The following is a 20,324-nucleotide window of genomic DNA, read 5'->3' on the forward strand; positions in this document are numbered from 1 at the left end:
TGTGGATGGTGTGGGGGGTCAGTGGGGTGGTGGTGGGCAGGGTGGCGGCGTGGCGGGCGGCGTCGGCGGGGTCGTGGCCGAAGGTGACGCGCTGGCCGGGGAGGTGGGTGGTGGGGGTGGGCAGCAGGGTGTGGTTGCTGGGGGTGGTGGGTAGGGCGTGGGCGGTGACCCGACGCGCGCGGCGCGTCGGGGTGGGGGTGGAGGGTGGGGTCACCTCGCCTCCGCGGTGGTGTGGGTGAGTTGGTCGAGGCTGGTGATGGTGGTGATGTCGTCGGTGTCGGTGGGGTGGTGGGTGCGGTTGAGCAGGATGGGGTGGAGGCCGGCGGCGAGGGCTCCGAGGGTGTCGGTGCGGAGTTGGTCACCGACGTGCCAGCATTTTTCGGGCGGGACGCCGAGGTGGTGGCAGGCGGCGTGGAAGATGGCGGGGTCGGGTTTGGCGGCGCCGGCGGTGTCGGCGCAGACGATGGAGCGGAAGTAGCGGGTGAGGTCGAGGGTGTCGAGTTTGTCGCGTTGGATGGTTTCGGTGCCGTTGGTGATGATGCCGAGGGTGATGCCGGTGCTGGTGAGGTGGTTGAGGGTGGGGGCGACGTCGGGGAAGGAGCGCCAGGCGGAGCGGTAGGTGTCGAGGTAGTGCTGGAAGAGGGTGTCGCAGTGGTCGTCGCTGAGGTGGGCGTGGCCGGCTTGGGTGGCGAGGGCGCGGATGGGTTCGCGGCGTTTTTCGGTTAGGGAGAGGCGGCCGTTGATGTAGGCGGTGTGGGAGAGGTCGGTTTGGATGTGCCACAGGCGGCTGGCTGCGGTGGGTGCGGGGTGGCCGAGCCGTTCGGTGAGGGTGTGCAGGCCGGCGTTTTGGGCGGTGTCGTTGTCGAGCAGGGTGTTGTCGATGTCGAAGAAGATCACCGCGGGCTCGGGCATGTTTGCGGGCATCGGTCCTTTTCCGTCGTACTTGTGCTGTGCTGCGTCGGAGCAGGCGAGTCCACGTTAGCGGGCGTGGCGGCGTGGGTGGGCATCGTGGGGGCTGTGGGCCGGCCGGTGGGTTAGGGCAGGCGTTGGAACCACAGCAGGGAGGTGGTGGCGGTGGCCAGCGCGAAGATGAGGGCGATGCCGACGAAGAGGGTGACGATGTCGCGGTGGACGGTTTCGGTGCCCAGGGAGGAGCCGATGTCGGTGTAGACGTTTTCGAGTTCGGCTTCGGATTGGGCTTCGTAGAAGTGGCCGTCGGTGGTGTGGGCGAGGTCGCGCAGGGCGGCTTTGTCGATGTCGGCTTCGACGTATTGGCCGTTGATTTCGATGATGGAGGCGCCGGTGCCGAAGGCGATGGTGGAGACGGGCACGTCGGCGGTGGCGGCGGCGCGGGCGGCGGAGGATACGGGGCGACCGCTGGTGTTTTCGCCGTCGCTGAGGAGCACGATGGCTGCTGGTGGGGGGTTGGCGGCGGCGGCTTCGTCGAAGGAGTTGATGGATTGTAGGGAGGCGAAGACGCCTTCGCCGATGCCGGTGCCGGGGGAGATTTGCAAGGTGGCGATGGAGTCGGCGATGGCTTGGTGGTCGTGGGAGGGGGTGGCGACGACGCCGGCGGTGGAGGAGAAGGCGACGAGGCCGACGTTGAAGCGGTCGGGCAGGGTGTCGACGAAGCTTTGGGCGGAGTTTTTGGCGGCGGTGAGGCGGTCGGGGTCGACGTCGGCGGCGGCCATGGAGGGGGAGACGTCGATGGCGACGATGATGGTGGCGCGTTCGCGGGGGACGTCGACGGGCATGGCGGGTTGGGCGAGGGCGCACACGAGGATGGTGGTGGTCAGCAGGAACAGGGTGGCGGTGAGGTGGCGGCGCCAGCCGGGGCGGCGGGGGGCGACCTGGTCGAGCAGGGCCAGGTTGGTGAAGCGCAGCGCGTAGGTGCGGCGCTGGTGCTGGAGCAGCACGTAGGTCAGGGCGAGGGCGGCGACGAGGAGCAAGAGCCACAGCCAGCCGGCGTTGAGGAAGGTCACCGCGGTTCTCCTTTTCCTGCGGGTGCTGCGGTGGGCAGGGTCATCGCGGGGAGGCTGGGGTGTGGCGGGCGAGCCGGTGGGCGGTGCGGCGTTGTTCGATGACGAAACGGGCGATGTCGACGATCCAGTCGCGGTCGGTGCGCAGCAGCAGGTGGGGGACGCCGCTGCGGCGTAGTGCGGCGCGGACGCTGTCGCGTTGGGCGCGGGCGGCGTGGGCGTAGCGGCGCCGCAGGCTGGCCGATAGGTGCACCTCGCGGGTGTGGCCCGTTTCGGGGTCGGTCATCGTGGTTAATCCTATGGGGGGCAGGTCGAGTTCTCGTGGGTCGACGATTTCGATGGCGAGGGTTTGGTGGCGGGTGGCGAGGTGGCGCAGGGGGTGTTCCCAGGGGTGGCCGGTGTCGGCCGGGGTGGCGGTGGTGGGGGTGAGGAAGTCGGAGATGATGACGCGCAGGCCGCGGCGGGGGCGGGTGCGGGCGAGGTCGTCGAGGGCGTCGGTGAGGGTGGCGCCGTGGTGGGGGGCGCTGCGGGGGGTGGCGGTGATGGCTGACAGGAGGGTGTAGAGGGCGTTTTTGCCGGAGTGGGCGGGCCAGCGGCGGATGTGGCCGTGGTGGAGGAGGTGGGCGCCGAAGCGGTCGCCGACGTGTTGGGTCAAGACGGTGACGGCGGCGAGGGCGCCGATGGCGACGTCGCGTTTTTCGCTGGTGGCGGTGCCGAAGTCCATGCTGGCGGACAGGTCGAGTAGGGTCCAGCTTTCGAGTTCGCGGTCGGCGACGAGGTCGCGGACGTGGGGGTGGGTGGTGCGGGCGGTGACGGACCAGTCCATGCGGCGTACGTCGTCTTCGCCGGGTTGGTAGGGGCGGGCTTCGGCGGGTTCGCTGCCGGGGCCGAGGCGCAGGCCGAGGTGTTCGCCGTGGAGGAGGCCGTCGAGGCGGCGTACGACGCGCAGTTCGAGGCGGCGCAGCGCGGTGTGGCTGCGGGCGGTCAGGGGCAGGTGGTGGTGGGGTTCGTGGCTGGTCATGGTGGCTTAGTGCGGGTGGGCGGCGGTGGAGTCGGCGGTGAGGGGTTCGTCCCAGATGACGCGGGGTGGGGGGACGGTGGCCAGGATGCGGTCGATGACTTGGGTGGGGGTGATGCCGTCGGCGAGGGCGTCGAAGGTGAGGACGAGGCGGTGGGCCATGATGTCGCGGGCCAGCAGGCGCACGTCGTCGGGTAGGACGTAGTCGCGTCCGCGGATGAGGGCCAGGGCGCGGGCGGCGGCGACGAGGCCGAGGGTGGCGCGTGGGCTGGCGCCGATGTCGAGGACGCGGCGTAGTTCGGGCAGGCCGTAGTTTTCGGGTTCGCGGGTGGCCATGACGAGGCGGACGACGTAGTCGGCGATGAGTTGGTGGACGTGGACGCGTTCGGCTTCGCTTTGGAGCTCTAGCAGGGTGACGGGGTCGAGGATGCGGTGGGCGTGGGGTGGGTGGGTGCTCATGCGCCGCAGGATTTCCATTTCCTCGTGGGCGCGGGGGTGGGGGACGAGGATTTTCATGAGGAAGCGGTCGCGTTGGGCTTCGGGGAGGGGGTAGACCCCTTCTGATTCGACGGGGTTTTGGGTGGCGATGACGATGAAGGGGTCGGGCAGGGGGTAGGTGTGGCCGCCGAGGGAGACTTGTTTTTCGGCCATGATTTCCAGCAGGGAGGATTGGACTTTGGCTGGGGAGCGGTTGATTTCGTCGGCGAGGACGAAGTTGGTGAACACCGGGCCGAGTTCGACGTCGAATTGTTCGGTGGAGGGGTGGTAGATGCGGGTGCCCACGATGTCGGAGGGCACGAGGTCGGGGGTGAACTGGATGCGGGTGAAGGTGCCGCCGGTGACGGTGGCCAGGGTGGACACGGCCAGGGTTTTGGCGACGCCGGGCACGCCTTCGATGAGGCAGTGGCCTTTGGCGATGAGGGCCACGAGGGTGCGTTCGATCATGTGGTCTTGACCGACGATGACGGTGGAGACTTCGTGCAGGGCAGAGCGCAACAGGTGGGTGGCGTCGTCGGAGGTGGGCGTGTCGGTGCCCGCGGCGGGGATGTCGGGCTCGGCCATGGCGAACACTCCTGGGCGGCGTCTGGGTGGCGAGGCGCTGGGTACGTTGGTGGTTACGCAATCGTGAGACTACCGGTTGGCTATCGTTGCTGGTGGGGACTTAGCCACGCCGGTGTGGCGCGGTGTCGCCGGCGATAGGGGAGGAGCTGTCAGGGGTGGGTGAGCCGCTGCACGCCGCAGATCCGCGTCAGGTGGGGGCGTTTCGTCTGGAGGGGCGGCTGCGTCACAGCGCGGCTGGGGTGGTTTATCGCGGCCGCGACCGGCGCGGGGCGGCGGTGCGGGTGGCGGTGGTCAGCCCGGCGGCGGTGGCTGATGCCGCCGCGCGTGACCGGTTTGTGGCGGCGGTGGACACCGGGGCCGGGCTGGCGGCGCGCCCGGAGGTGGTGGCCGCGGCGACCCGGGGGACGCTGATGTGGGTGGCCACGGCGGATGTGGCGGGCCAGGCCGGCGCTGAGGTGTTTTTGGAGCCGGTGGAGATCGCCGGCGCCAGTCAGGGCGGGCGCGGGCCGGGGTATGCGCCGTTTTGGGCGGGCCCTCCCGCCTCGGCGGCGCCGCGGTGGGGGTGGGTGGCCACGGCTGGGGGGCCGCGTCCGGCCGGTGGGGCGCACCGGCTGATGGCGCTCATGGTGGTGGCGCTGGTGGTGCTGCTGGTGGCGGCGATGGTGGTGGTCTACCTATGGCTGTCGCAGTTGCGTCAGGAGGCTAGTTCACAGCCGGTGCCGGCGCCTTCGGCCAGTGGGGGCAGCCCCTCGCCGGCGCCGATCTCGCCGCCCAGCGACGGCCCCTCACCCACGCCCAGCGATAGCGGTGCCCAGTCCTCGCCGCACTCGGAGGTGCCCAGCCCGGTGCCCAGTAGCGACGTGCCGACGGTGCCCTTCGACGAGGAGGAGTTGCGCGATGTGCCGGTCCAGCCCGGCGACCCCGAAGGGTTGGCGTGAAGGGAGCGGGGTGGGCGGTTCGCGGCGGCGCGGTCGGCGGGACGGCCCCACGCCGCAGGGAGCGTGGCGCGGTGCACGATGCCCCACGCGCGGGCGCGATCGGGGCGTGATCGAGGTGGGGCCGCGCCCATCGCCCCTTGATCCCCTCGGCCGGCAGCCGGTTCTAGCCAGCTCCACAGCGGCACAGTCCTCGTCCGGGGGCTAGCCGTGCGAGGACGCCGACCGCGCCCGCGGGCGACGGATCTTACCGCTGGGGGTGCGCGGCAATTCGGTCACGAAACGCAACTGCCGCGGATCGGCGTGTTCAGCGAAGCGTGTGCGGACGGTGCGACGCAGCTCCTCAGCCAACTCGTTACTGGCCGTCACCCCTTCGGCCAGTACCACCTCGGCCGCCACGATCTGGCCCCGCATCTCATCGGGCACCCCATAGACGGCGGCTTCAGCCACCGCGGGGTGAGCCACCAGCGCCGATTCCACATCGAAGGGGCCGACCCGATAGCCCGAGGTGACGATCAGGCCACTGTCGCGGGAGGCGAAGAACAGGTCTCCGTCAGTGTCACGACTAGCGGTGTCGCCGGTGAGGTACCAGTACCCGTCCGGGCTGAACCGCCGCAGTGAGGCCGCCGTGGCGTTGTGGTAGCCGGTGAACCACATCAGCGGACTGTGGGCCACGTCCACCGCCACGCGTCCCACCACACCGGGCGCGGCCTCGACGTCGTCGAGCGCGTCGAGCACCGTCACCCGCCAGCCCGGCAGCGCCCGCCCCATCGACCCGGGCTTGCGCGCCACGGCCGCATCGGGGTGGCTGGCCTGCCCCAGACACACCCCCAACTCGGTTTGGTTGTAGTGGTCGTGGATGGCCACCCCGAACACGTCGTGCGCCCACTCCACCACATCCTCGTGCAGCGGCTCCTCGGCGCTGGCCAAGCGCCGCAGGGCGATCTCGGGAGGCAGGGTCTTCAGTGTCGAACGCAGCGCCCGGTAGATGGTGGGGGAGGCGGCGAGGTTGGTGACCCCGAAGCTTTCCATCACCTCCAGGGTCAGTTCCGGATCGAAGCCGGCGCGCAGTACCAGGCTGTGGTGGCCGGCCAGCAGCGGCGAGATCAGCCCGAAAAACAACCCGAACGACACGGCCGGGTCGGTGGTGTTCCAATAAACATCGTCGTCGGTGACGTCGAGACCGAAATGGTGGAAGCAGTGCAACGCCGCCAGTGCGCGCACCGGCACCTGCACCGCGGTGGGGGTGCCACTGGCGCTGGAGGTGTAGACCAAGGCCAGCGCCGCATCAGGGCCCACCGCCACCGGCGCGCCCGCCGGCTCGGCGGCGGCGATCAGCCCCGCCACGGTCGGCGCGCCTCTGGGCTGCTCAGCGGTCAGGCCGCTGAGCACCACCTGCGGCGCGCCGGCGCGGTCACGGTCGAGCAGGTCGAGCTTGTCGTGCTGGGCGCCGTCGCAGACCACCACCGCGGCCGAGGCGTCAGCCAGGCGCAGCGCGATCACCGACGGCGCGAACGCGGTGAACAGCGGCACGTGCACCGCCCCCAGCCACCAGGTTGCCAGCGCCACGACCGCCAGGTCACAGCCGGGCCCCATCACGGTGGCCACCCGGTCGCCGCGGCCCACCCCCAACGCGGCCAGGCCCCCCGCCAGTCGCCGCGCCGACCACGCCAGCTCCCCAAATGTCATCTCGCGCCACGACAGGTCGGCGTTGACTTCGGTCAGGGCCGGCGCGTCGTCGTGGTGGCGCTCGCACAGCAGATCGGCCACGGCGGCCTCAGGCGCGCTATAGGTCGCGATCCATGCGTTGACCTGCTGGAGCGGATCTGCCATATCCCCACCATTTCCCCGTTGGCTGGCCAGGTGTGCCCTCGTGGTGTTGCCTGTCCCACAGCCTATGCGGCGCGAGGAGGGCACCCACGCTCGCCGCGGCCGGCCCGTCCCGCCACACGCGGCGGCCCAAAACCCTCTGACATCACCGCCGGCGCGCGTCACCATAGATCACTATGGACATTGCCACCCTGCGCCAGGAGTTAGGTCTGGGCCCCGAGCACGCGAGTTGGCTGCACGAGCTCGACCGCCTCACCCCTGCCCCGGCGCCGCTGCCGCCCCGCGATCGCGCCCCTCACGTGTTGGACTGGTTCGCGTTGACCGGCCATGACGCCGAGGAGCTGGTGGAGTTGTGGCCCGATGCGGCCTGGCCGGCCACGGCGCGCTGGCTCTTGGAGCGGATGTATGCCCGCATCCAGGCCGACCTGGGCAGCCCCCACTGGTGGGACTGTCCCGCGCCGATGGCGGCCGCCGATGCGCGGCTGCGGTGCGCACCGGTGTATGCTTTCGCTGCGGCGCTGCCGATGCTGCGCGCCTACCACGCCCGCCACGGGGTACCCGTCGAGGTCACGGCGGCCACGCTGGCAGACGTGGGCCGCCACGTGGCCAAGACCCGACGCATGTATGGCCGGGTGGGCTTGGAGCTGCCGACCTGGGTCGCGCTGCACTACCGCGGGGGGCTCTACGAGCTGGGGCGGCTGCAATACGAGCCCAGCGTGGTGGGCCCCGGCGAGACTACGCCCCCGGGCGCGCCGGAGCCGGGGACGCCGGTGCTGCGGCTGCATATTCCCCAGGCCGGCCCGTTGGACCCTGCGGCGGTGACCGCCTCCCTGCGTCGGGCGCGGCCGTTTTTCGCCGCCCACTTCGGGGTCGACTACCGTATCGCCAGTTGTTCGTCGTGGCTGCTGGATGGGCAGTTGGCCCACTATCTGCCTGAGGATGCCAACATCGTCGATTTTCAGCGTCGCTTCACCGGTGCAGCCGCTTGGGCCGAGGACGGCGACGCTGACGTGTTCCGGTTCATCTTCGACCGTCCCGAGGTCGACCTGGCGGCGCTGGCGTCTGTGCCTCAGCACAGTCGGCTGCACCGGGCCGTGGTTGAGCATCTGCGCTGGGGTGGGCACTGGCGGCGCTGCTACGGATGGCTGGAGCTGCCCTGAGGCCCCGGCAGGGGTTAAGCGCGGTCGTTGACGGGGGCTTCGGCCAGATCGAGGGCGTGCAGGAGCAGCGCGACTTTGGCGCTGTCGTGTTCGACGACGGGCACGTACTCGCCCACGCCCACCCCGACGACGTCGTGGTGGGCGGCGATGGTGCGCAACGCGGTGGCCACCGACTCCACGCGCGGGCCTTGCGTGCTGGGGCGCGCCACCGCCGGCAGGTCCGCTCCGTCGCACACGTCGAGGTCGAGGTGGACGTAGGCGGGGCTGCCGGCGGGGCGGGCCTTGACCACATCGGTGGGGTCAGCGATGACTTGCACGGGGTCCATCCAGGCCAGGCCGGTGGCGCGCACGAATTCCTCTTCAGCGGGGTCAAGTTCGCGGGCGCCCACCAGCGTCACCTGGCCGGGGGTGAGCCCCGGCGCGGTGGCCAGGCGCGGGTGGCCTTCGCCCAGCAGCAGCCGCAGCCCCATGTGGTGGGCGGCGCCGGTGGGGCAACTGGCGGGGGTGTGGGCGGCGGCGTGGGCGCCCATCCAGTACACCACGGTGCCGGGGTGGACCCGCGTGAGGTGTTCCAGGGTGGCGAGGTCGCTGAGGCCGTCGCCGCCGAGGGTCAAGGCGCGCGTGGGGGCGCGTTTGGCGATGCGGTCGCGTAGTTGGCGCACCGTGTCGGCGAGGACCTCCAGGTTGCGGACTCCTTCGAGGGTGGCGCGTTCCCCGTCGGGCACGGAGACGTGCAACCGGTTTTGTCCGGTGGGCACGATGCGGGCCAGGGCCGCCGCGCCGGCGGCTGCTCGCACGTCATCGCCGCCTTGCCAGAGCGGCACCACTAGATCGACATCACGCTGCCACACCATGCCCACACCTTAGGGGGGTTGGGCGGCGTGCGCATCACCAGCGCTGGGGTGGGCGCGACCGAAAATGGCCACGTCTGGCCGGGCGGGCCGTTCCCCCCACTCCCCAGCTCGCCGATAATGAACATTATGTCAAGTAGAAGGGGGCGGCGGGTGGGAGGGGGCGGGTTTGGGTGTGGTGTCCCCGTGTGTGGTGGTGTGGTCGGCGGCCCGCTCGGGTGGTTCGGGGCGCCTGGCGGCAGGCGCCAGGCGGCGGGGAGTGAGGGCGGGCGTGGCGGGAGCCGCGGTGACGGCGGTGGCTGCCTGGACGTGCGCTGGCCTGGGTCGATGGCGGGTGTGGGCCGATCCCGCCCCACATTCGCTTTTGATGCATAACACACTTTATGCATCAAAAGCGAAAAAGCGTCATGAAGTTCGCATAGCGCCTAAGGTTGGGGGTGCGGTGCGCGTGTGGCGCCGCGCCGACCGGCGCCACTAGTGGGAGGCTGGTGGGCCAAGCTCCCACCGCGACCGCCCCTGCCGGGCGACATGCCGCAGCCACCACACCGGCCTCTCCCCTGCCCCTGGCCACCGGACATCTAAAAAGGGACGGTTGGGGCGCTCGTTGCGTTGTCACGGATCACGGTGAATATCGCAACATCGACCACAAGCGGCCAGCCGGGAGAAAATCCATGTGTTTTCGGTTGTGACAGGGGATCCTCATAGACGTGTCGAACGCTTCCAGCCGACCTGCCAACAGCGGCCCATCCCAGGACACCCACCACCCGCCCGCCCCCGAGGCCGAGGACGCAGACACCGCCGGCGCGCCCCACGCTGAGCCCCCGGCCCTGGCGACCCCCGCGCCCACCGGCGGCCCCCGGCGCGGCAGCGCCGACCCCGCCGCCGGACGCCTCGTCGGCATCGACCTCGCCCGCGGACTGGCCGTGTTAGGCATGTTCGTCGTCCACGTCGGCCTGGGCTGGAGCCTCGCCGACGGCAGCAACGCCCTCTACCCCATCGCCGCCGGCCGCTCAGCGATCCTGTTCGCCCTGCTGGCCGGCGTCTCGATCGCGCTGCTGTCAGGGGGTGCCGCCCCCAAAACCGGCGCGGCCATGGGCGTGGCGCTCTGGCGCGTCATCGTGCGCGGGCTCCTCCTGCTGCCCCTGGGCACCGCCTTGACCATGATGGGCACCTCCGTGTCGGTGATCCTGGCCTATTACGCGGTGTTCTTCCTCCTCACCGCTCCCCTCCTGGAGGAACGCTGGCCCATCGTCGCCGGCGCCGCCGTCGTCTTGGGCGTGGTCGGCCCCGTCGCCTCGTTTTACCTGCGGAGTCTCATCGTCGACCAAGGCCCCCTGTCGGGGCTGGTGGCCACCGTCAACGCCTACGACCCCTTCGTGCACTACGCCAACGACGGCCTGATCAACTTCGTGCTCACCGGCACCTACCCCGCCCTGACCTGGATGCCGTTCGTGATGGCGGGCCTGGCCATCGGCCGGCTGCGGCTGGACTCGGCCAAAGTGTGCTGGCGCCTGGTCGCGGTGGGCACCGTGGTGGCCGTGGGCGCCTACACCGCCGCCTGGCTGGCCCTCGACGTGCTGGGCGGAGCCGAGCGCCTGGCCGACAGCACCAACCCCGCCACCGGAGCGGCCTACGGAGCCCAAGCCGTGGCCCACGCGCGCTTCGAAGGGCTGCCCGGCGTGGTGCCCACCAGCGACTGGGCGTGGCTGCTGACCGCCGCCCCCCACAGCGGCACGCCCCTGGAGATCTTTGGCTCCGGCGGCGTGGCGATCGCGGTGCTGGGCGCGTGCCTGCTGGTGACGCGGGCCTGGCCCTGGGGCCGCCGGTGGGTGCTCTCCCCCGTGACCGCCGTGGGCGCGCTAGCGCTGACCACCTACGTGGGCCACATCGTGTTCATGTGGGTCGCCGACGCCGGCTACCTCGACGGTACCGTCGTGGCGTTTCTCGCCGACAACCAAGCCTATGCGGTGCTGGGGGGAGCGCTGGTGCTGGCGAGCCTGTGGCGGCGCCTCGTGGGGCGCGGCCCCCTGGAGTGGCCGCTGCACGTGGTCTCGTTGGGGGTGGCCAAACGGATTCCCTGACGCGACAGCGGTGATCGCCCCGCGATGAGGCGTCAACCCCGCCGTGGTCGGGGATGCTGGAAGGCATGAGTAGTGCGGTTGGCGACGAGACGGCACTGGCCCCGGTTGAGCGTGTGGTGGAGCACTACCTGGCGGCGCGCGGCGCGGCCAAACCCTCCCCCCACACCCTGGCCGCCTACCGGCGCGACCTGGAGGCGGTGCTGGCCTGTGCGGCGGCGGTGCGCGAGTGCGCGCCCGAGCAGGTGCGCCTGGCCGATCTGACCACCGCGGTGATGCGCCAGGCGTTCGCGCGTTTTGCCACGCGACGGGCCGCCTCAAGTGTGACGCGGGCCTGGTCGACCTGGAACGGGTTCTTTGCGTTTTTGGTCAGTGAGGCGATGGTGGAGGGCAACCCCATGTCGGCGGTGCAGCGCCCGCGGACGGCCCCCCGCGAGCCCAAGCCGCTGCTGGGCGAAGACACCCCCGAGCGGTTGTTGGAGGCGCTGGCGGCGGGGTGTCGTAAAGCCCGCGACCCCTGGCCCGAGCGGGATCTGGCGGTGTTGGCGCTGGCGCTGCTGACCGGGATGCGTTCAGCGGAGCTGTTGGCGCTGCGGCTGGACTCGCTGGGCGGGCGCCCCGGGGAACGCCGCATCCGGGTGGTGGGCAAAGGAGAGCGCACCCGCTCGATCCCCATCGAGGAGCCGCTGGAGGCGCTGATCCAGCAGTACCTGCGTACGCGGCGTGAGCGCTTCGGTGTGGCCTTGGCCGGTGACGATGCGCTGTTGGTCGATAACCGGGGGGCGGCGTTGCGTCGCGGGGGGCTACAGTATCTCGTGCGGCAGTGCTACCGGCACGCCGGCGTCAACGATCGGGTGGCTAAAGGGACACTCGTGCACGCGCTGCGCCACACCTTCGCGACCCGCCTGGCCGAGGACGGGGCCTCAGTGACTGAGATCATGCGGCTGTTGGGGCATGCCTCGCTGAATTCGTCGCAGTCCTACATCGACGTCACGGCCGCCGCCCAGCGTGAGGCGGCGCGCTCCAACCGCACCTACGGGGTGCTGGGGCGGTTGGGCCACGGCGGAGCCGACGAGGTCGGTGGGTGAATCGGGTGCGCGCGGCCAGGTTGGCTAGGGTGGCTGACCATGTCGAATCTGACGGTGTCGACGGTCAACGTCAACGGGCTGCGCGCGGCGGCCGGCAAAGGGTTTGTGGAGTGGCTGGCCGCCTCCCCGGCCCACGTGGTGTGTATGCAGGAGACGCGGGCGCGCTGGGAGCAGTTGCCTGAGCAGGTGGCCCGCCCGCCGGGCTGGCATATGGTTATGGAGCCGGCGGCGACGAAAGGGCGGGCCGGGGTGGCGGTGTGTAGCCGCCAGGAGCCCGATGCGGTGCGGGTGGGCTTTGGGGTGGCGGAGTTCGCTACCGCGGGCCGCTACATGGAGGTCGATGTGGGAGCGGTGACGGTGGGCAGTTTGTACCTGCCCTCCGGGGAGGTGGGCACGCCGCGCCAGGAGGAGAAGGAACGGTTCATGGCGGGGTTTTTGCCCTACCTGGTGCGGCGGCGCCAGCAGGTGCAGGCCCAGGGGCGCGCGCTGCTGGTCTGTGGTGACTTCAACATCGCCCACACGAGCGCCGACGTGAAGAACTGGCGCAACAATCAAAACTCGTCGGGGTTTTTGCCGCAGGAGCGGGCATGGCTGTCGCGTGTGTTCGATGAGGCGGGCTATGTCGACGTGGTGCGGTCGTTGCTGCCCGACCAGCACGGCCCCTACTCGTGGTGGTCCTATCGGGGACGGGCCTTTGATAACGACACGGGGTGGCGCATCGATTACCACGTGGCCACGCCGGAGTTGGCCGCGTGTGCGGCGTGGGCGCGGGTGGAGCGGGCGGCCCATCACGAGCAGCGCTGGTCCGATCATGCGCCGGTGACCGTGGGCTATACGTGGCCCACCTAGCCCGGCCGGGTCGCGGGGTGGGGGTGGGGCCGCGAGAATGGGGGCGGTTCGTGGTCAGGGCGGGTTGCGTCACAAGGTGAGGCGGATATGCGTGTGCCGATCGTGTTGATTCACGGGTTGCGGGTGTCGGGGTCGATGTGGCGGCCACAGGTGGAGGTTTTACAGGCCCAGGGGCGGCCGGTGGCGGCCCCGGATCTGCCCGGGCATGGGGCGCGTCGCGGGGCGGCGTTTACGTTGGAGGGCGCGGTGGCGGTGGTGCGCCAGACCCTGGATGAGGTGGGGCATCCGGCGTTGGTGGTGGGGTTGAGTCTGGGAGGGTTCGTGGCGATCGCTGCTGCGGCGGCGATGCCCGATCGGGTGGCGGGGTTGGTGGCGGCCGGGTGTACGGCGCGGCCGGTCAATGCCTTGGCGCACATGTATCGGATTCCGGCGGCGCTGTTGGATCGGCTGCCCGATCGGGGGCAGGCGGTCAACGAGCGGTTCCACCGGATGATGTTGCCCGCCGACGGGGCGGCGGCGGTGTTGGACGGCGGGTTGGCCATGGAGGCGGCGCGGTCGGTGATCGACGCGATCGCCGACATGGATGCGTTGGGGCTGTTGGGGTCCTATCCGGGGCCGGTGTGGCTGGTCAACGGGTTGCGGGACCATTTTCGGATTCATGAGCAGCGGTTTTTGGATGTGTGCGCGCAGGGGCGGTTGCTGGTGGTGCCGCGGGCGGGCCACATGGTGAGTCTGGATCAGCCGGAGGTGTTTACGCGGATCGTGGCCGATGCTGCTGATGTGGTGGCGGTGCGGTTGGGAGACGAGTGCGGCGGGGGGCAGCGGCCCTCTGAACACGGGTGAGGATGTGGGGGTGGCGTCTGGGTGCGATGCTGAGGGGATGGTCGATGAGCAGGGCGAGCGGGCGTTTTTTGAATCATTGCCGCGCAGCCGGGGTGCGGCCACGGCGCTGGTGTGTGATGGCGCGGGGCGGGTGCTGGTGGTCAAACCCACCTACAAGCCGGGGTGGAGTCTGCCCGGTGGGGTGATTGAGCAGGGCGAGTCGCCGCTGGCGGCCTGCCGGCGGGAGTGCGCTGAGGAGATCGGGTTCGTTCCGGTGGTGACCCGCCTGGCGGGGGTGGATTGGATGCCGCCGAGGCTGCACCCCGATGGGCGGGCGGCCACGGTTTTCGTGTTCGCTGCCCAGATGGGGCGGCGGGGGGTGGGCGATGTGCGTCTGGCCGTAGGCGAGCTCAGTGACGTGGCGTTGGTGGCGGTAGCCGAGCTGGGCTCCTATGTGCCGGCGGCGATGCTGCGGCGGGTGCGGGCCTGTCTGGCGACCTCCAGCGCGGTCTATCTTGAGCACGGCTGGCCGGCGGCGGGCCTGGAGGTGGCCCAGGGCTAAGCCTGCCTTCCGTGGCAAGCGGCGCACGCTCGGCCGGTGGCGACCGCCCTCGGCCTGGTCCGGGGGCCACCCCGGTGGTGGTCCTGGGCGGCGCGGGCGCCGGTGCCTCTTCGTACGGCCCGGCAAAGAGCGCTATCGCCGCCTGGAACACCGCGGGCGCCAGGACAGGCAGGTGGCGGTGGTCTTGGGGGTGGCCGGGCGCGTGAGAAGAGGTGGCCGAGGTGGGCCGGGGGCAACGGTGGGTATGGACGGGCGCGTCGGGCAGGGGAGTGTGCTCGACGGCGAACAGACCGAAGGGCGGGCAAGCGCGCCACGACGCTGGGGAGGCACTGGCTGCTGCCAGGACTACACACGGCACGGACGCTTTTCCCGCGGCCGGGGCGTGCATCGCCGACGAGGTCGTTGCGTGGGCCCCCGCCCTGTGCCTCAGGTGAGGTCCAGACCGCCGTCGATGGTGAGGACCTGGCCGGTGAGCCAGGTGGTGTCCGGGTCGGCGAGCCGGAGAATCCATTCGGCGACTTCTTCGGGCGCGCCGCGGCGGCCCAGCGGGATCTGCTGAGCTTCGGTCTCCTTGATCTGGCGCACGGTGGCCTCGGGCAGCCCGGCGGCCGACAGTGCTTCGCTCTCGGTGGGGCCTGGGGCCAGGGCGTTGACGCGCACGCCTTCAGGCGCGAGTTCGAGGGCCCAAGAGCGCGTCAGGTGTTCGATGGCGGCTTTGGAGGCGGCGTAGTGGGCGGCGCCGGGCAGCGGCCGGTGGCCGTAGGTGCTGGAGACGTTGACGATCGTGCCTCGCTGAAGGCGTAGATGGGGCAGGGCTGCGGCGGCCAGCAGGCTAGGAGCGGTGACGTTGAGCGCGAACAGGTCGGTGATGCGGGCGGCCTGGGTGTGGGCCAGCGGCATCATCGCGGTGGCGCCGGCGTTGTTGACGAGTAGGTCGATGCGGCTCCAGCGAGACGCGGCGGCTTCGGCGACCTCGGCGGGTGCTTGGGGGGAACGCAGGTCGGCGGGGTGGATTGCGATGCCGGGGTGGTGGGCGGCGGTCTCAGTCAGTGCCTCACGGCGCCGGCCCACGCCCAGGACGTGGGCTCCGGCGTGGGCCAGGGCGATCGCGGTGGCGCGGCCGATGCCCGATCCTGCGCCGGTGACGATTGCGACCCGCCCGCTGAAGCGTTCCTGCTCCTGCTGGTGGTGGTGTGGTGTGGTCAACCCGCCCCCTTGTTCGTTGTTCGTCGAATATCGAACAAGCTAGCATGGGGATATGAGGAGAGCAAACCATCCGGCGACCGAGGACGTGGCGTTGCCTGAAGTCATGGGGGCGCTCAGTGACCCTGTGCGCATCGGGCTGGTGCGGGTACTGGCCGACGGCAGCGAGCGAGGCTGGGGCGCGTTACGGGCGCCGGTGGCCAAGTCGACGCTCAGCCACCATTTGCGGGTACTGCGCGACGCGGGCGTGACCCGTACCCGCCAGGAGGGCACCCGCTGCTTCGTCCGGCTGCGCCGCGAGGACCTGGACACACGTTTCCCCGGCCTGATCGAGGCCGTCCTGGCAGCAGCCGACGCCGACGGCGTGGGCAACGGTGTCGGTCTCATGCCCGGCGCCACCTGACCCGCCGACGAGCGCGGTGGGAGGCGGCGGACTCGTCGGCTTCGGTGGGCAAGGCTTAGCGCCGCGTGGTGTTGAGGTCGGCGGGCCCCATCAGCTCGGCGACGTCCAAGACGACGATCCCGGCGATGTGTAGTCCTGGCAGCAGCCAGTGCCTCCCCAGCGTCGTGGCGCGCTTGCCCGCCCTTCGGTCTGTTCGCCGTCGAACACACTCCCGTGCCCGACGCGCCCGTCCATACCCACCGTCTGTCGTCCCATAGAGCTCCAGCGTGGTGGAGGCCGGTGAGAGCGGGACGATCACGGTGGGCCTCTCTCGTGTGCGACTGGCGCCACGTTCGTTAACGACCCCCGTAGCTCGGCCGCGGCCCGTGGGGTGGGTGAACTACGGGGGGATGGGGGCGGCCTCTGACGGGGCTGCTGGGGTGAGCAGACGGCGAGTTCGGGGGCTTCGCCGGTGGGGGCGGTCACCAACACCAGGCTGTCCGAGATGCCCTTTTTTTGCGTTTGTCGGTATGGTTTCTGGTCAATTGTGAGAGGAGACACCCATGCGGCATCTTGTCGGCTTCGTCGTCGGCCTCATTCTCGCCCCCGCCATCCTCCTCGGGATGGGATGGGCCCTGCCCCGCCTGCAAACCATCGCCGGCTACAACGGCACCTTCCTGAGCTTCAGCGGCCTGACCACCGTCGCCGCGCTGAGCACACTCGCACTGATCGTGTCCGTGGCCCTGGCCGCGCCCCGGCTCACCCCGCTCGTGCCGGGTATCGCGGGCCTGCTGCTCGTGGGCGCCAGTGCCGTCCACATCGTGCGCACCGACCTCATCGACACGCTCCCCCTGCCGGCCCCCGTGCCGGGCCTGGAGGGAGCCACCACGCTGCTGTCGCTGGGAGTCTATGTCCCGGTTGGGGCCGCACTGCTCATCCCGCTGCTGCTGCCCTCGCGCTGGCAGAGCTACCGCCCCCGCGGCGCCCACGCCGCCCACGAAGAAGACGACTACCTCGACGACTTCTACGACGACGAGGACGAAGACGACGACGGCGAGGAACCCGCACCGAGCCACACCCAGCGCGCGGTTATGTGAGCCCGGCGCCCCAGGCGCTGGACTGCCCAGGTGGGCCGCCGTAGCGCCACCCCCGGCGGCCACGGCGGCCCACCTGGCTGCGCGTAGCCCGGGCCGCCGCTAGCGCGAGCGCCAGCCGGCGCTGTCGGCCACCCCCGGCGGCAGGCGCGGCAACAACCCCGCCCCCGGCGGCGTCCCCGGCTCCTCGGACCGCTGCGGCGTCGGGGACGCCGGCACCGCCACCGGCGCCGCAGCGGTGGGCGCCGCCGCAGCGGCCTCCACCGGTGTCGCAGCGGCGACCGGCTCGGCCTCGGGGCCATCGATGTGGCGCCACCAGGCGGCCAGGTGGTCACCGCTGAGTTCGTCGTCGACCCACAACCGCCCCGCCAGGTGGGCATAGCGCCGCCCCGAACGCCACGTGCGCCGGTCGGGCGGCTGCTCCAAGACCACTACCCGCTGCCCGGCCGTGGCCGGGATGTCGGCCGGGCAGCCCTCGTGGGAGATCCGGGAGCCGTCGGCGGCGCGCAGGGTCCACCATCCTTGCAGAGGGGTGTAGGCGTCGTTGTCGCCGTCGGTGAAGGCCGCCACCCACTCCGGGCGAGGGCGTTGGCCAGCCAGATTCTGGCCGGTGGAGCCCACCAGCGCGTTGGCCAACAGCAGGTGCAGTTGGGCGTTGTCGGCGATGCCGTCGAAGCTGACGTGGAAACCGCGTCGGGAGTCGCGGTCGAGGACCAGCGCCGAGGCCACCTCGGCCATGCGCAGCAGCGTGGTGATCTCGGCGTACTCGCTGAGCACCTCTCCGAGCCGGCCGGCCACCGCCAGCAGGTCGGCGCGCATGTCGTCGTCTTCGCGCAGCGCGGCACGCACGTCGGCGTCCCACAGCATGGTGCGCGCCGCCAACCCGTAGCGACGCGCGGTCCACCAGCCGCGCGTGGCCGCCGGCGCCTCCTCCCCCAGCACCTGGGCGACGCGCTGCTCGTCGGCGGCACTGACCTCGTCGGGGTCGGGTGGGGTGCCGCCGCCGGTGCGTTCCCAGGCGTGGTAGAACACCCCGGCCGAACGGCCGGTCTCGCGCAGTTGGCGCAGCACCTCCACGCCGGTCTCGCCGGCGCGGGTGCCTTTTTCCACCAGCGCGCCGGCCACCACCATCAAGTCGGCGGCCAGCCCCGGGGCGAGGTAGTGGCCGGCGAAGATCGGCGCCAGGGCGTCCAGCGCGATCTCGCGCTCCTCCACGGGCACCCGTGACGCCAGCTCGTTGGCCTCCCTGACGGCCGGGCCCATCCGGTGGACGTCACCGGCCACGGAAGCGTCGATCAGTTCCTGAAACGCGGCACGAAACGCATCGATCACCCAGGCATTTTTCCACAATCCAGACAGGTGTGGGTCACAGGCCCAGGCGCGTCACCGCATTGTCCTCCAACGGGTGGGCGGTACGGATGTAGCCGTGCACGGTGCGTGGGTTGCTCCACCGGCCCTGGCGCATGATCTCGCGGTCGCTGGCGCCGCCCAGCGCGGCCTGGGTGGCAAACCCGGCGCGCAGCGAGTGCCCCCCGAAGGCGTCGGGGTCCAGCCCGGCCCGCTGGGCGTAGCGTTTGACCAGTTCGGCCACAGCCCGCCCCGACATGGGGCGCTGCCCAATGTGGCCGTGGCGGCTCACGGGGGGAAACAGCGCGCGGGCGCTGCCATCGGCCAGGTCGGTGCCGGCGTAGGTGTGGCACACGTGCTCGTGGTCGTCGACGGCGGTGGCGGCTTGTTCCACTACGGCACGCACCGCCGCTGTGCCGCCGTCGCGGTGGGCCTGGAGTACCTGCGACCAGGCGGCGAAGGCACACACCGCGCACGTGGCCGCGCGGCGCCCGCGCGGCAGCGCCACCCGCTGGCCGTGCTGGGCCTGCTGGTCGGTTTTGGTCGCTGCCAGGCTGACCACCAGCAGCGGATCGCCGGTGCTGAGGTCGTGGTCGCAGACGACATCGTCGTAGCTGATGGCGGCTAGCTCGCTGCGGCGCAGCGCTCCGGCGAAGCCGGCCAGGAGCAGCAGCGTGTCGCGCAGCCGCGCCACGCCCCCCGGGTAGGCCGGGCCGGGACGCTGCTCCAGCAGCCGCTCCAACGTCTCCAGCAGGAGGGGGCGCTTGCGCTGTGGGGGGCTGCGGCGGCGCCGCCGGATGCCGCGCAGCGTCATGCGCACCACATCGGCGCGGGTAGGGGAGGCTAGTCCTTGGGCGGCGTGCACCGCGGCGATCGCAGCGGCCTTGCGCTCCAGGGTCGCCGCCGACAGCGCCCACCGGCCGGTGTCGTCGCTGTGGCGCGTCTCGGCGGCTGCGGCCAGGTACACGGCCACGTCCACCGCGTCGGCCGGCAGAGCGCGGCGCCCTTCGGCGGCGCACCAGGCGGTGAAGGCCACCCAGTCCGAACGGTAGGCGCGCAGCGTGTTGGGGGACTGGGCCGCGGCCAGGTAGCGTCCCAGGGCTTGGGCCTGCTCAGCGTCGAAGCGCTGGCGCACCGCATCCAGGGCCGCGGCATCCACCAGGACACTGTGGGCGCCGGCGGCCAGCCGCTCGCGTACTGCGGCGGGCACCATCTGCGCCATTTCGCTCATGGTGAGCGACGACCTCCTGTCCACGTGATACGGGGGCGGCGGCAGTTCGTTGGTTGAGGCGAAGAGGTCACCCTTCGTGGTGATGTGTTGGCGTATCGGCCCACCGGGGCGACCCCGCCGCCCCGGTGGAGAAGCCTCGCCGAAGTCGCCTGCTCCCGCCCCGCCTGAGACCACCCCGTGGGGCGGCGATGAGTGTGGCCCCGGGAAGGCCCCGCCCGGGGGCGCATGGCCGCGCCGCACGGCGCCGGTGCAGGACACGTTTTTTCGCGTTTCCTGCACCGGTTCCGCCGGTGCTGGGCGCGACGGTCTGCACGGCGGCACCGGCTGCGGCCATTGAGGTGGGGCGTGGGGCTCACGCGAAGGCCCGCCCGATCGCGGTGAGTATGTCGAGGGGGCTGGCCAGCGACAACAGCAGCAGCGCGGAGAAGGCCACCGCGGCGGCGAACAGGCCGGCGGCCACCCAGCGGCGCAGCCATAGCCCCACCACGGCGCCGGCCAGCGGCACCACCACCGCGCACCCCACCAGCGCCGCCAGGTAGGTCGCCGTGGTCTGGCGGGCCTGCTGGCCGGCCGAGCCGGTGGCCGCCGCCGAGACCAGCGCCAGACCCTCGGCCAGATACAGCAGGGCGAACAGGGCCGAACCCAGCAGCCATACACTGGCCAGTACCACCCACGCCACGACCGGCCAGCGGCGTGGCGCATCGAGGACCACCGGGGTGCGGCTGACGGGACGGACTTGCGGGATCGGCGTCGCGGGGGCCGCGCGCCCGTGCGCGCGAGCCGTCTTTTTCTTCTTCTTAGGCGACATCGCTCCTCCCCAGCACCTGCGCCTC

Annotated in this window: 19 protein-coding genes and 1 pseudogene; 9 read left to right on the forward strand and 11 right to left on the reverse strand. The window is 71.4% G+C overall.

Annotated features, from left to right (window positions below; genetic code table 11):
* The 5 genes and pseudogenes from ABD848_RS23705 to ABD848_RS23725 all read right to left on the reverse strand — a co-directional run.
* A pseudogene (locus tag ABD848_RS23705) lies at positions 1–214 on the reverse strand (hypothetical protein); the annotation flags it as partial.
* A complete protein-coding gene (locus tag ABD848_RS23710) occupies positions 211–924 on the reverse strand; it encodes an HAD family hydrolase (RefSeq protein WP_344976989.1) in 714 nt (237 codons plus the stop codon). The gene ABD848_RS23710 and the pseudogene ABD848_RS23705, both read right to left, overlap by 4 nt.
* Before the next feature lie 110 nt (positions 925–1,034).
* Entirely contained in the window at positions 1,035–1,982 is a 948-nt protein-coding gene (locus ABD848_RS23715) for a VWA domain-containing protein (RefSeq protein WP_344976992.1), read from the reverse strand.
* Positions 1,983–2,022: 40 nt separating this feature from the next.
* On the reverse strand, positions 2,023–3,000 hold the full coding sequence (locus ABD848_RS23720) for a DUF58 domain-containing protein (RefSeq protein WP_344976994.1): 978 nt from the start codon (positions 2,998–3,000) through the stop codon (positions 2,023–2,025).
* A 6-nt stretch (positions 3,001–3,006) separates the two neighbouring features.
* Complete coding sequence (locus tag ABD848_RS23725; RefSeq protein ID WP_344976997.1) at positions 3,007–4,059, reverse strand: AAA family ATPase; 1,053 nt, start codon at positions 4,057–4,059, stop codon at positions 3,007–3,009.
* A gap of 155 nt (positions 4,060–4,214) precedes the next feature.
* Between ABD848_RS23725 and ABD848_RS23730 the strand changes: the two genes are divergently transcribed.
* The gene (locus tag ABD848_RS23730; RefSeq protein WP_344976999.1) at positions 4,215–4,997 is read left to right on the forward strand and encodes a hypothetical protein; all 783 of its coding nucleotides are present in this window, start codon (positions 4,215–4,217) and stop codon (positions 4,995–4,997) included.
* 201 nt (positions 4,998–5,198) lie between these two features.
* On the opposite strand, the gene ABD848_RS23735 is transcribed toward ABD848_RS23730, so the two are convergent.
* Complete coding sequence (locus ABD848_RS23735) at positions 5,199–6,827, reverse strand: AMP-binding protein (RefSeq protein WP_344977002.1); 1,629 nt, start codon at positions 6,825–6,827, stop codon at positions 5,199–5,201.
* 173 nt (positions 6,828–7,000) lie between these two features.
* On the opposite strand from ABD848_RS23735, the gene ABD848_RS23740 reads away from it, so the two are divergent.
* Entirely contained in the window at positions 7,001–7,984 is a 984-nt protein-coding gene (locus ABD848_RS23740; RefSeq protein ID WP_344977005.1) for an acyltransferase domain-containing protein, read from the forward strand.
* Between the two features lie 14 nt (positions 7,985–7,998).
* Here ABD848_RS23740 and ABD848_RS23745 read toward each other — a convergent pair whose 3' ends face one another.
* A complete protein-coding gene (locus ABD848_RS23745; RefSeq protein WP_344977008.1) occupies positions 7,999–8,838 on the reverse strand; it encodes an arginase family protein in 840 nt (279 codons plus the stop codon).
* A gap of 704 nt (positions 8,839–9,542) precedes the next feature.
* Here ABD848_RS23745 and ABD848_RS23750 point away from each other — a divergent pair.
* From ABD848_RS23750 to ABD848_RS23770, 5 genes are all read left to right on the forward strand, one after another.
* Positions 9,543–10,916: a DUF418 domain-containing protein gene (locus ABD848_RS23750; protein WP_344977011.1), complete on the forward strand. Its 1,374-nt coding sequence runs from the start codon at positions 9,543–9,545 to the stop codon at positions 10,914–10,916.
* Positions 10,917–10,981: 65 nt separating this feature from the next.
* Complete coding sequence (locus ABD848_RS23755) at positions 10,982–12,001, forward strand: tyrosine-type recombinase/integrase (RefSeq protein ID WP_344977014.1); 1,020 nt, start codon at positions 10,982–10,984, stop codon at positions 11,999–12,001.
* Between the two features lie 39 nt (positions 12,002–12,040).
* Positions 12,041–12,850 (forward strand): exodeoxyribonuclease III, encoded by an 810-nt coding sequence (locus ABD848_RS23760; protein ID WP_344977017.1) that lies wholly within the window; start codon positions 12,041–12,043, stop codon positions 12,848–12,850.
* A gap of 87 nt (positions 12,851–12,937) precedes the next feature.
* On the forward strand, positions 12,938–13,693 hold the full coding sequence (locus tag ABD848_RS23765) for an alpha/beta fold hydrolase (protein ID WP_344977020.1): 756 nt from the start codon (positions 12,938–12,940) through the stop codon (positions 13,691–13,693).
* Positions 13,694–13,730: 37 nt separating this feature from the next.
* On the forward strand, positions 13,731–14,234 hold the full coding sequence (locus ABD848_RS23770) for an NUDIX hydrolase (protein ID WP_344977023.1): 504 nt from the start codon (positions 13,731–13,733) through the stop codon (positions 14,232–14,234).
* A 426-nt stretch (positions 14,235–14,660) separates the two neighbouring features.
* Here ABD848_RS23770 and ABD848_RS23775 read toward each other — a convergent pair whose 3' ends face one another.
* Positions 14,661–15,440, reverse strand: coding sequence for an SDR family NAD(P)-dependent oxidoreductase (locus ABD848_RS23775; protein ID WP_344977026.1), 780 nt, complete (start codon positions 15,438–15,440; stop codon positions 14,661–14,663).
* Positions 15,441–15,492: 52 nt separating this feature from the next.
* Here ABD848_RS23775 and ABD848_RS23780 point away from each other — a divergent pair, with 52 nt between their 5' ends.
* Both ABD848_RS23780 and ABD848_RS23785 read left to right on the forward strand, forming a co-directional pair.
* Entirely contained in the window at positions 15,493–15,840 is a 348-nt protein-coding gene (locus ABD848_RS23780; RefSeq protein ID WP_344977029.1) for an ArsR/SmtB family transcription factor, read from the forward strand.
* A gap of 542 nt (positions 15,841–16,382) precedes the next feature.
* The gene (locus tag ABD848_RS23785) at positions 16,383–16,916 is read left to right on the forward strand and encodes a hypothetical protein (RefSeq protein ID WP_344977031.1); all 534 of its coding nucleotides are present in this window, start codon (positions 16,383–16,385) and stop codon (positions 16,914–16,916) included.
* Between the two features lie 99 nt (positions 16,917–17,015).
* Here ABD848_RS23785 and ABD848_RS23790 read toward each other — a convergent pair whose 3' ends face one another.
* The 3 genes from ABD848_RS23790 to ABD848_RS23800 all read right to left on the reverse strand — a co-directional run bounded on the left by ABD848_RS23790 (position 17,016) and on the right by ABD848_RS23800 (position 20,299).
* On the reverse strand, positions 17,016–18,245 hold the full coding sequence (locus tag ABD848_RS23790; protein ID WP_344977034.1) for a hypothetical protein: 1,230 nt from the start codon (positions 18,243–18,245) through the stop codon (positions 17,016–17,018).
* Positions 18,246–18,279: 34 nt separating this feature from the next.
* Complete coding sequence (locus ABD848_RS23795) at positions 18,280–19,491, reverse strand: tyrosine-type recombinase/integrase (protein WP_344977037.1); 1,212 nt, start codon at positions 19,489–19,491, stop codon at positions 18,280–18,282.
* Between the two features lie 352 nt (positions 19,492–19,843).
* On the reverse strand, positions 19,844–20,299 hold the full coding sequence (locus ABD848_RS23800; RefSeq protein WP_344977040.1) for a hypothetical protein: 456 nt from the start codon (positions 20,297–20,299) through the stop codon (positions 19,844–19,846).
* Between the last annotated feature and the right edge of the window lie 25 nt (positions 20,300–20,324).

The organism is Salinactinospora qingdaonensis, from assembly GCF_039539445.1.
GTDB classification, from domain to species: Bacteria; Actinomycetota; Actinomycetes; order Streptosporangiales; family Streptosporangiaceae; genus Salinactinospora; species Salinactinospora qingdaonensis.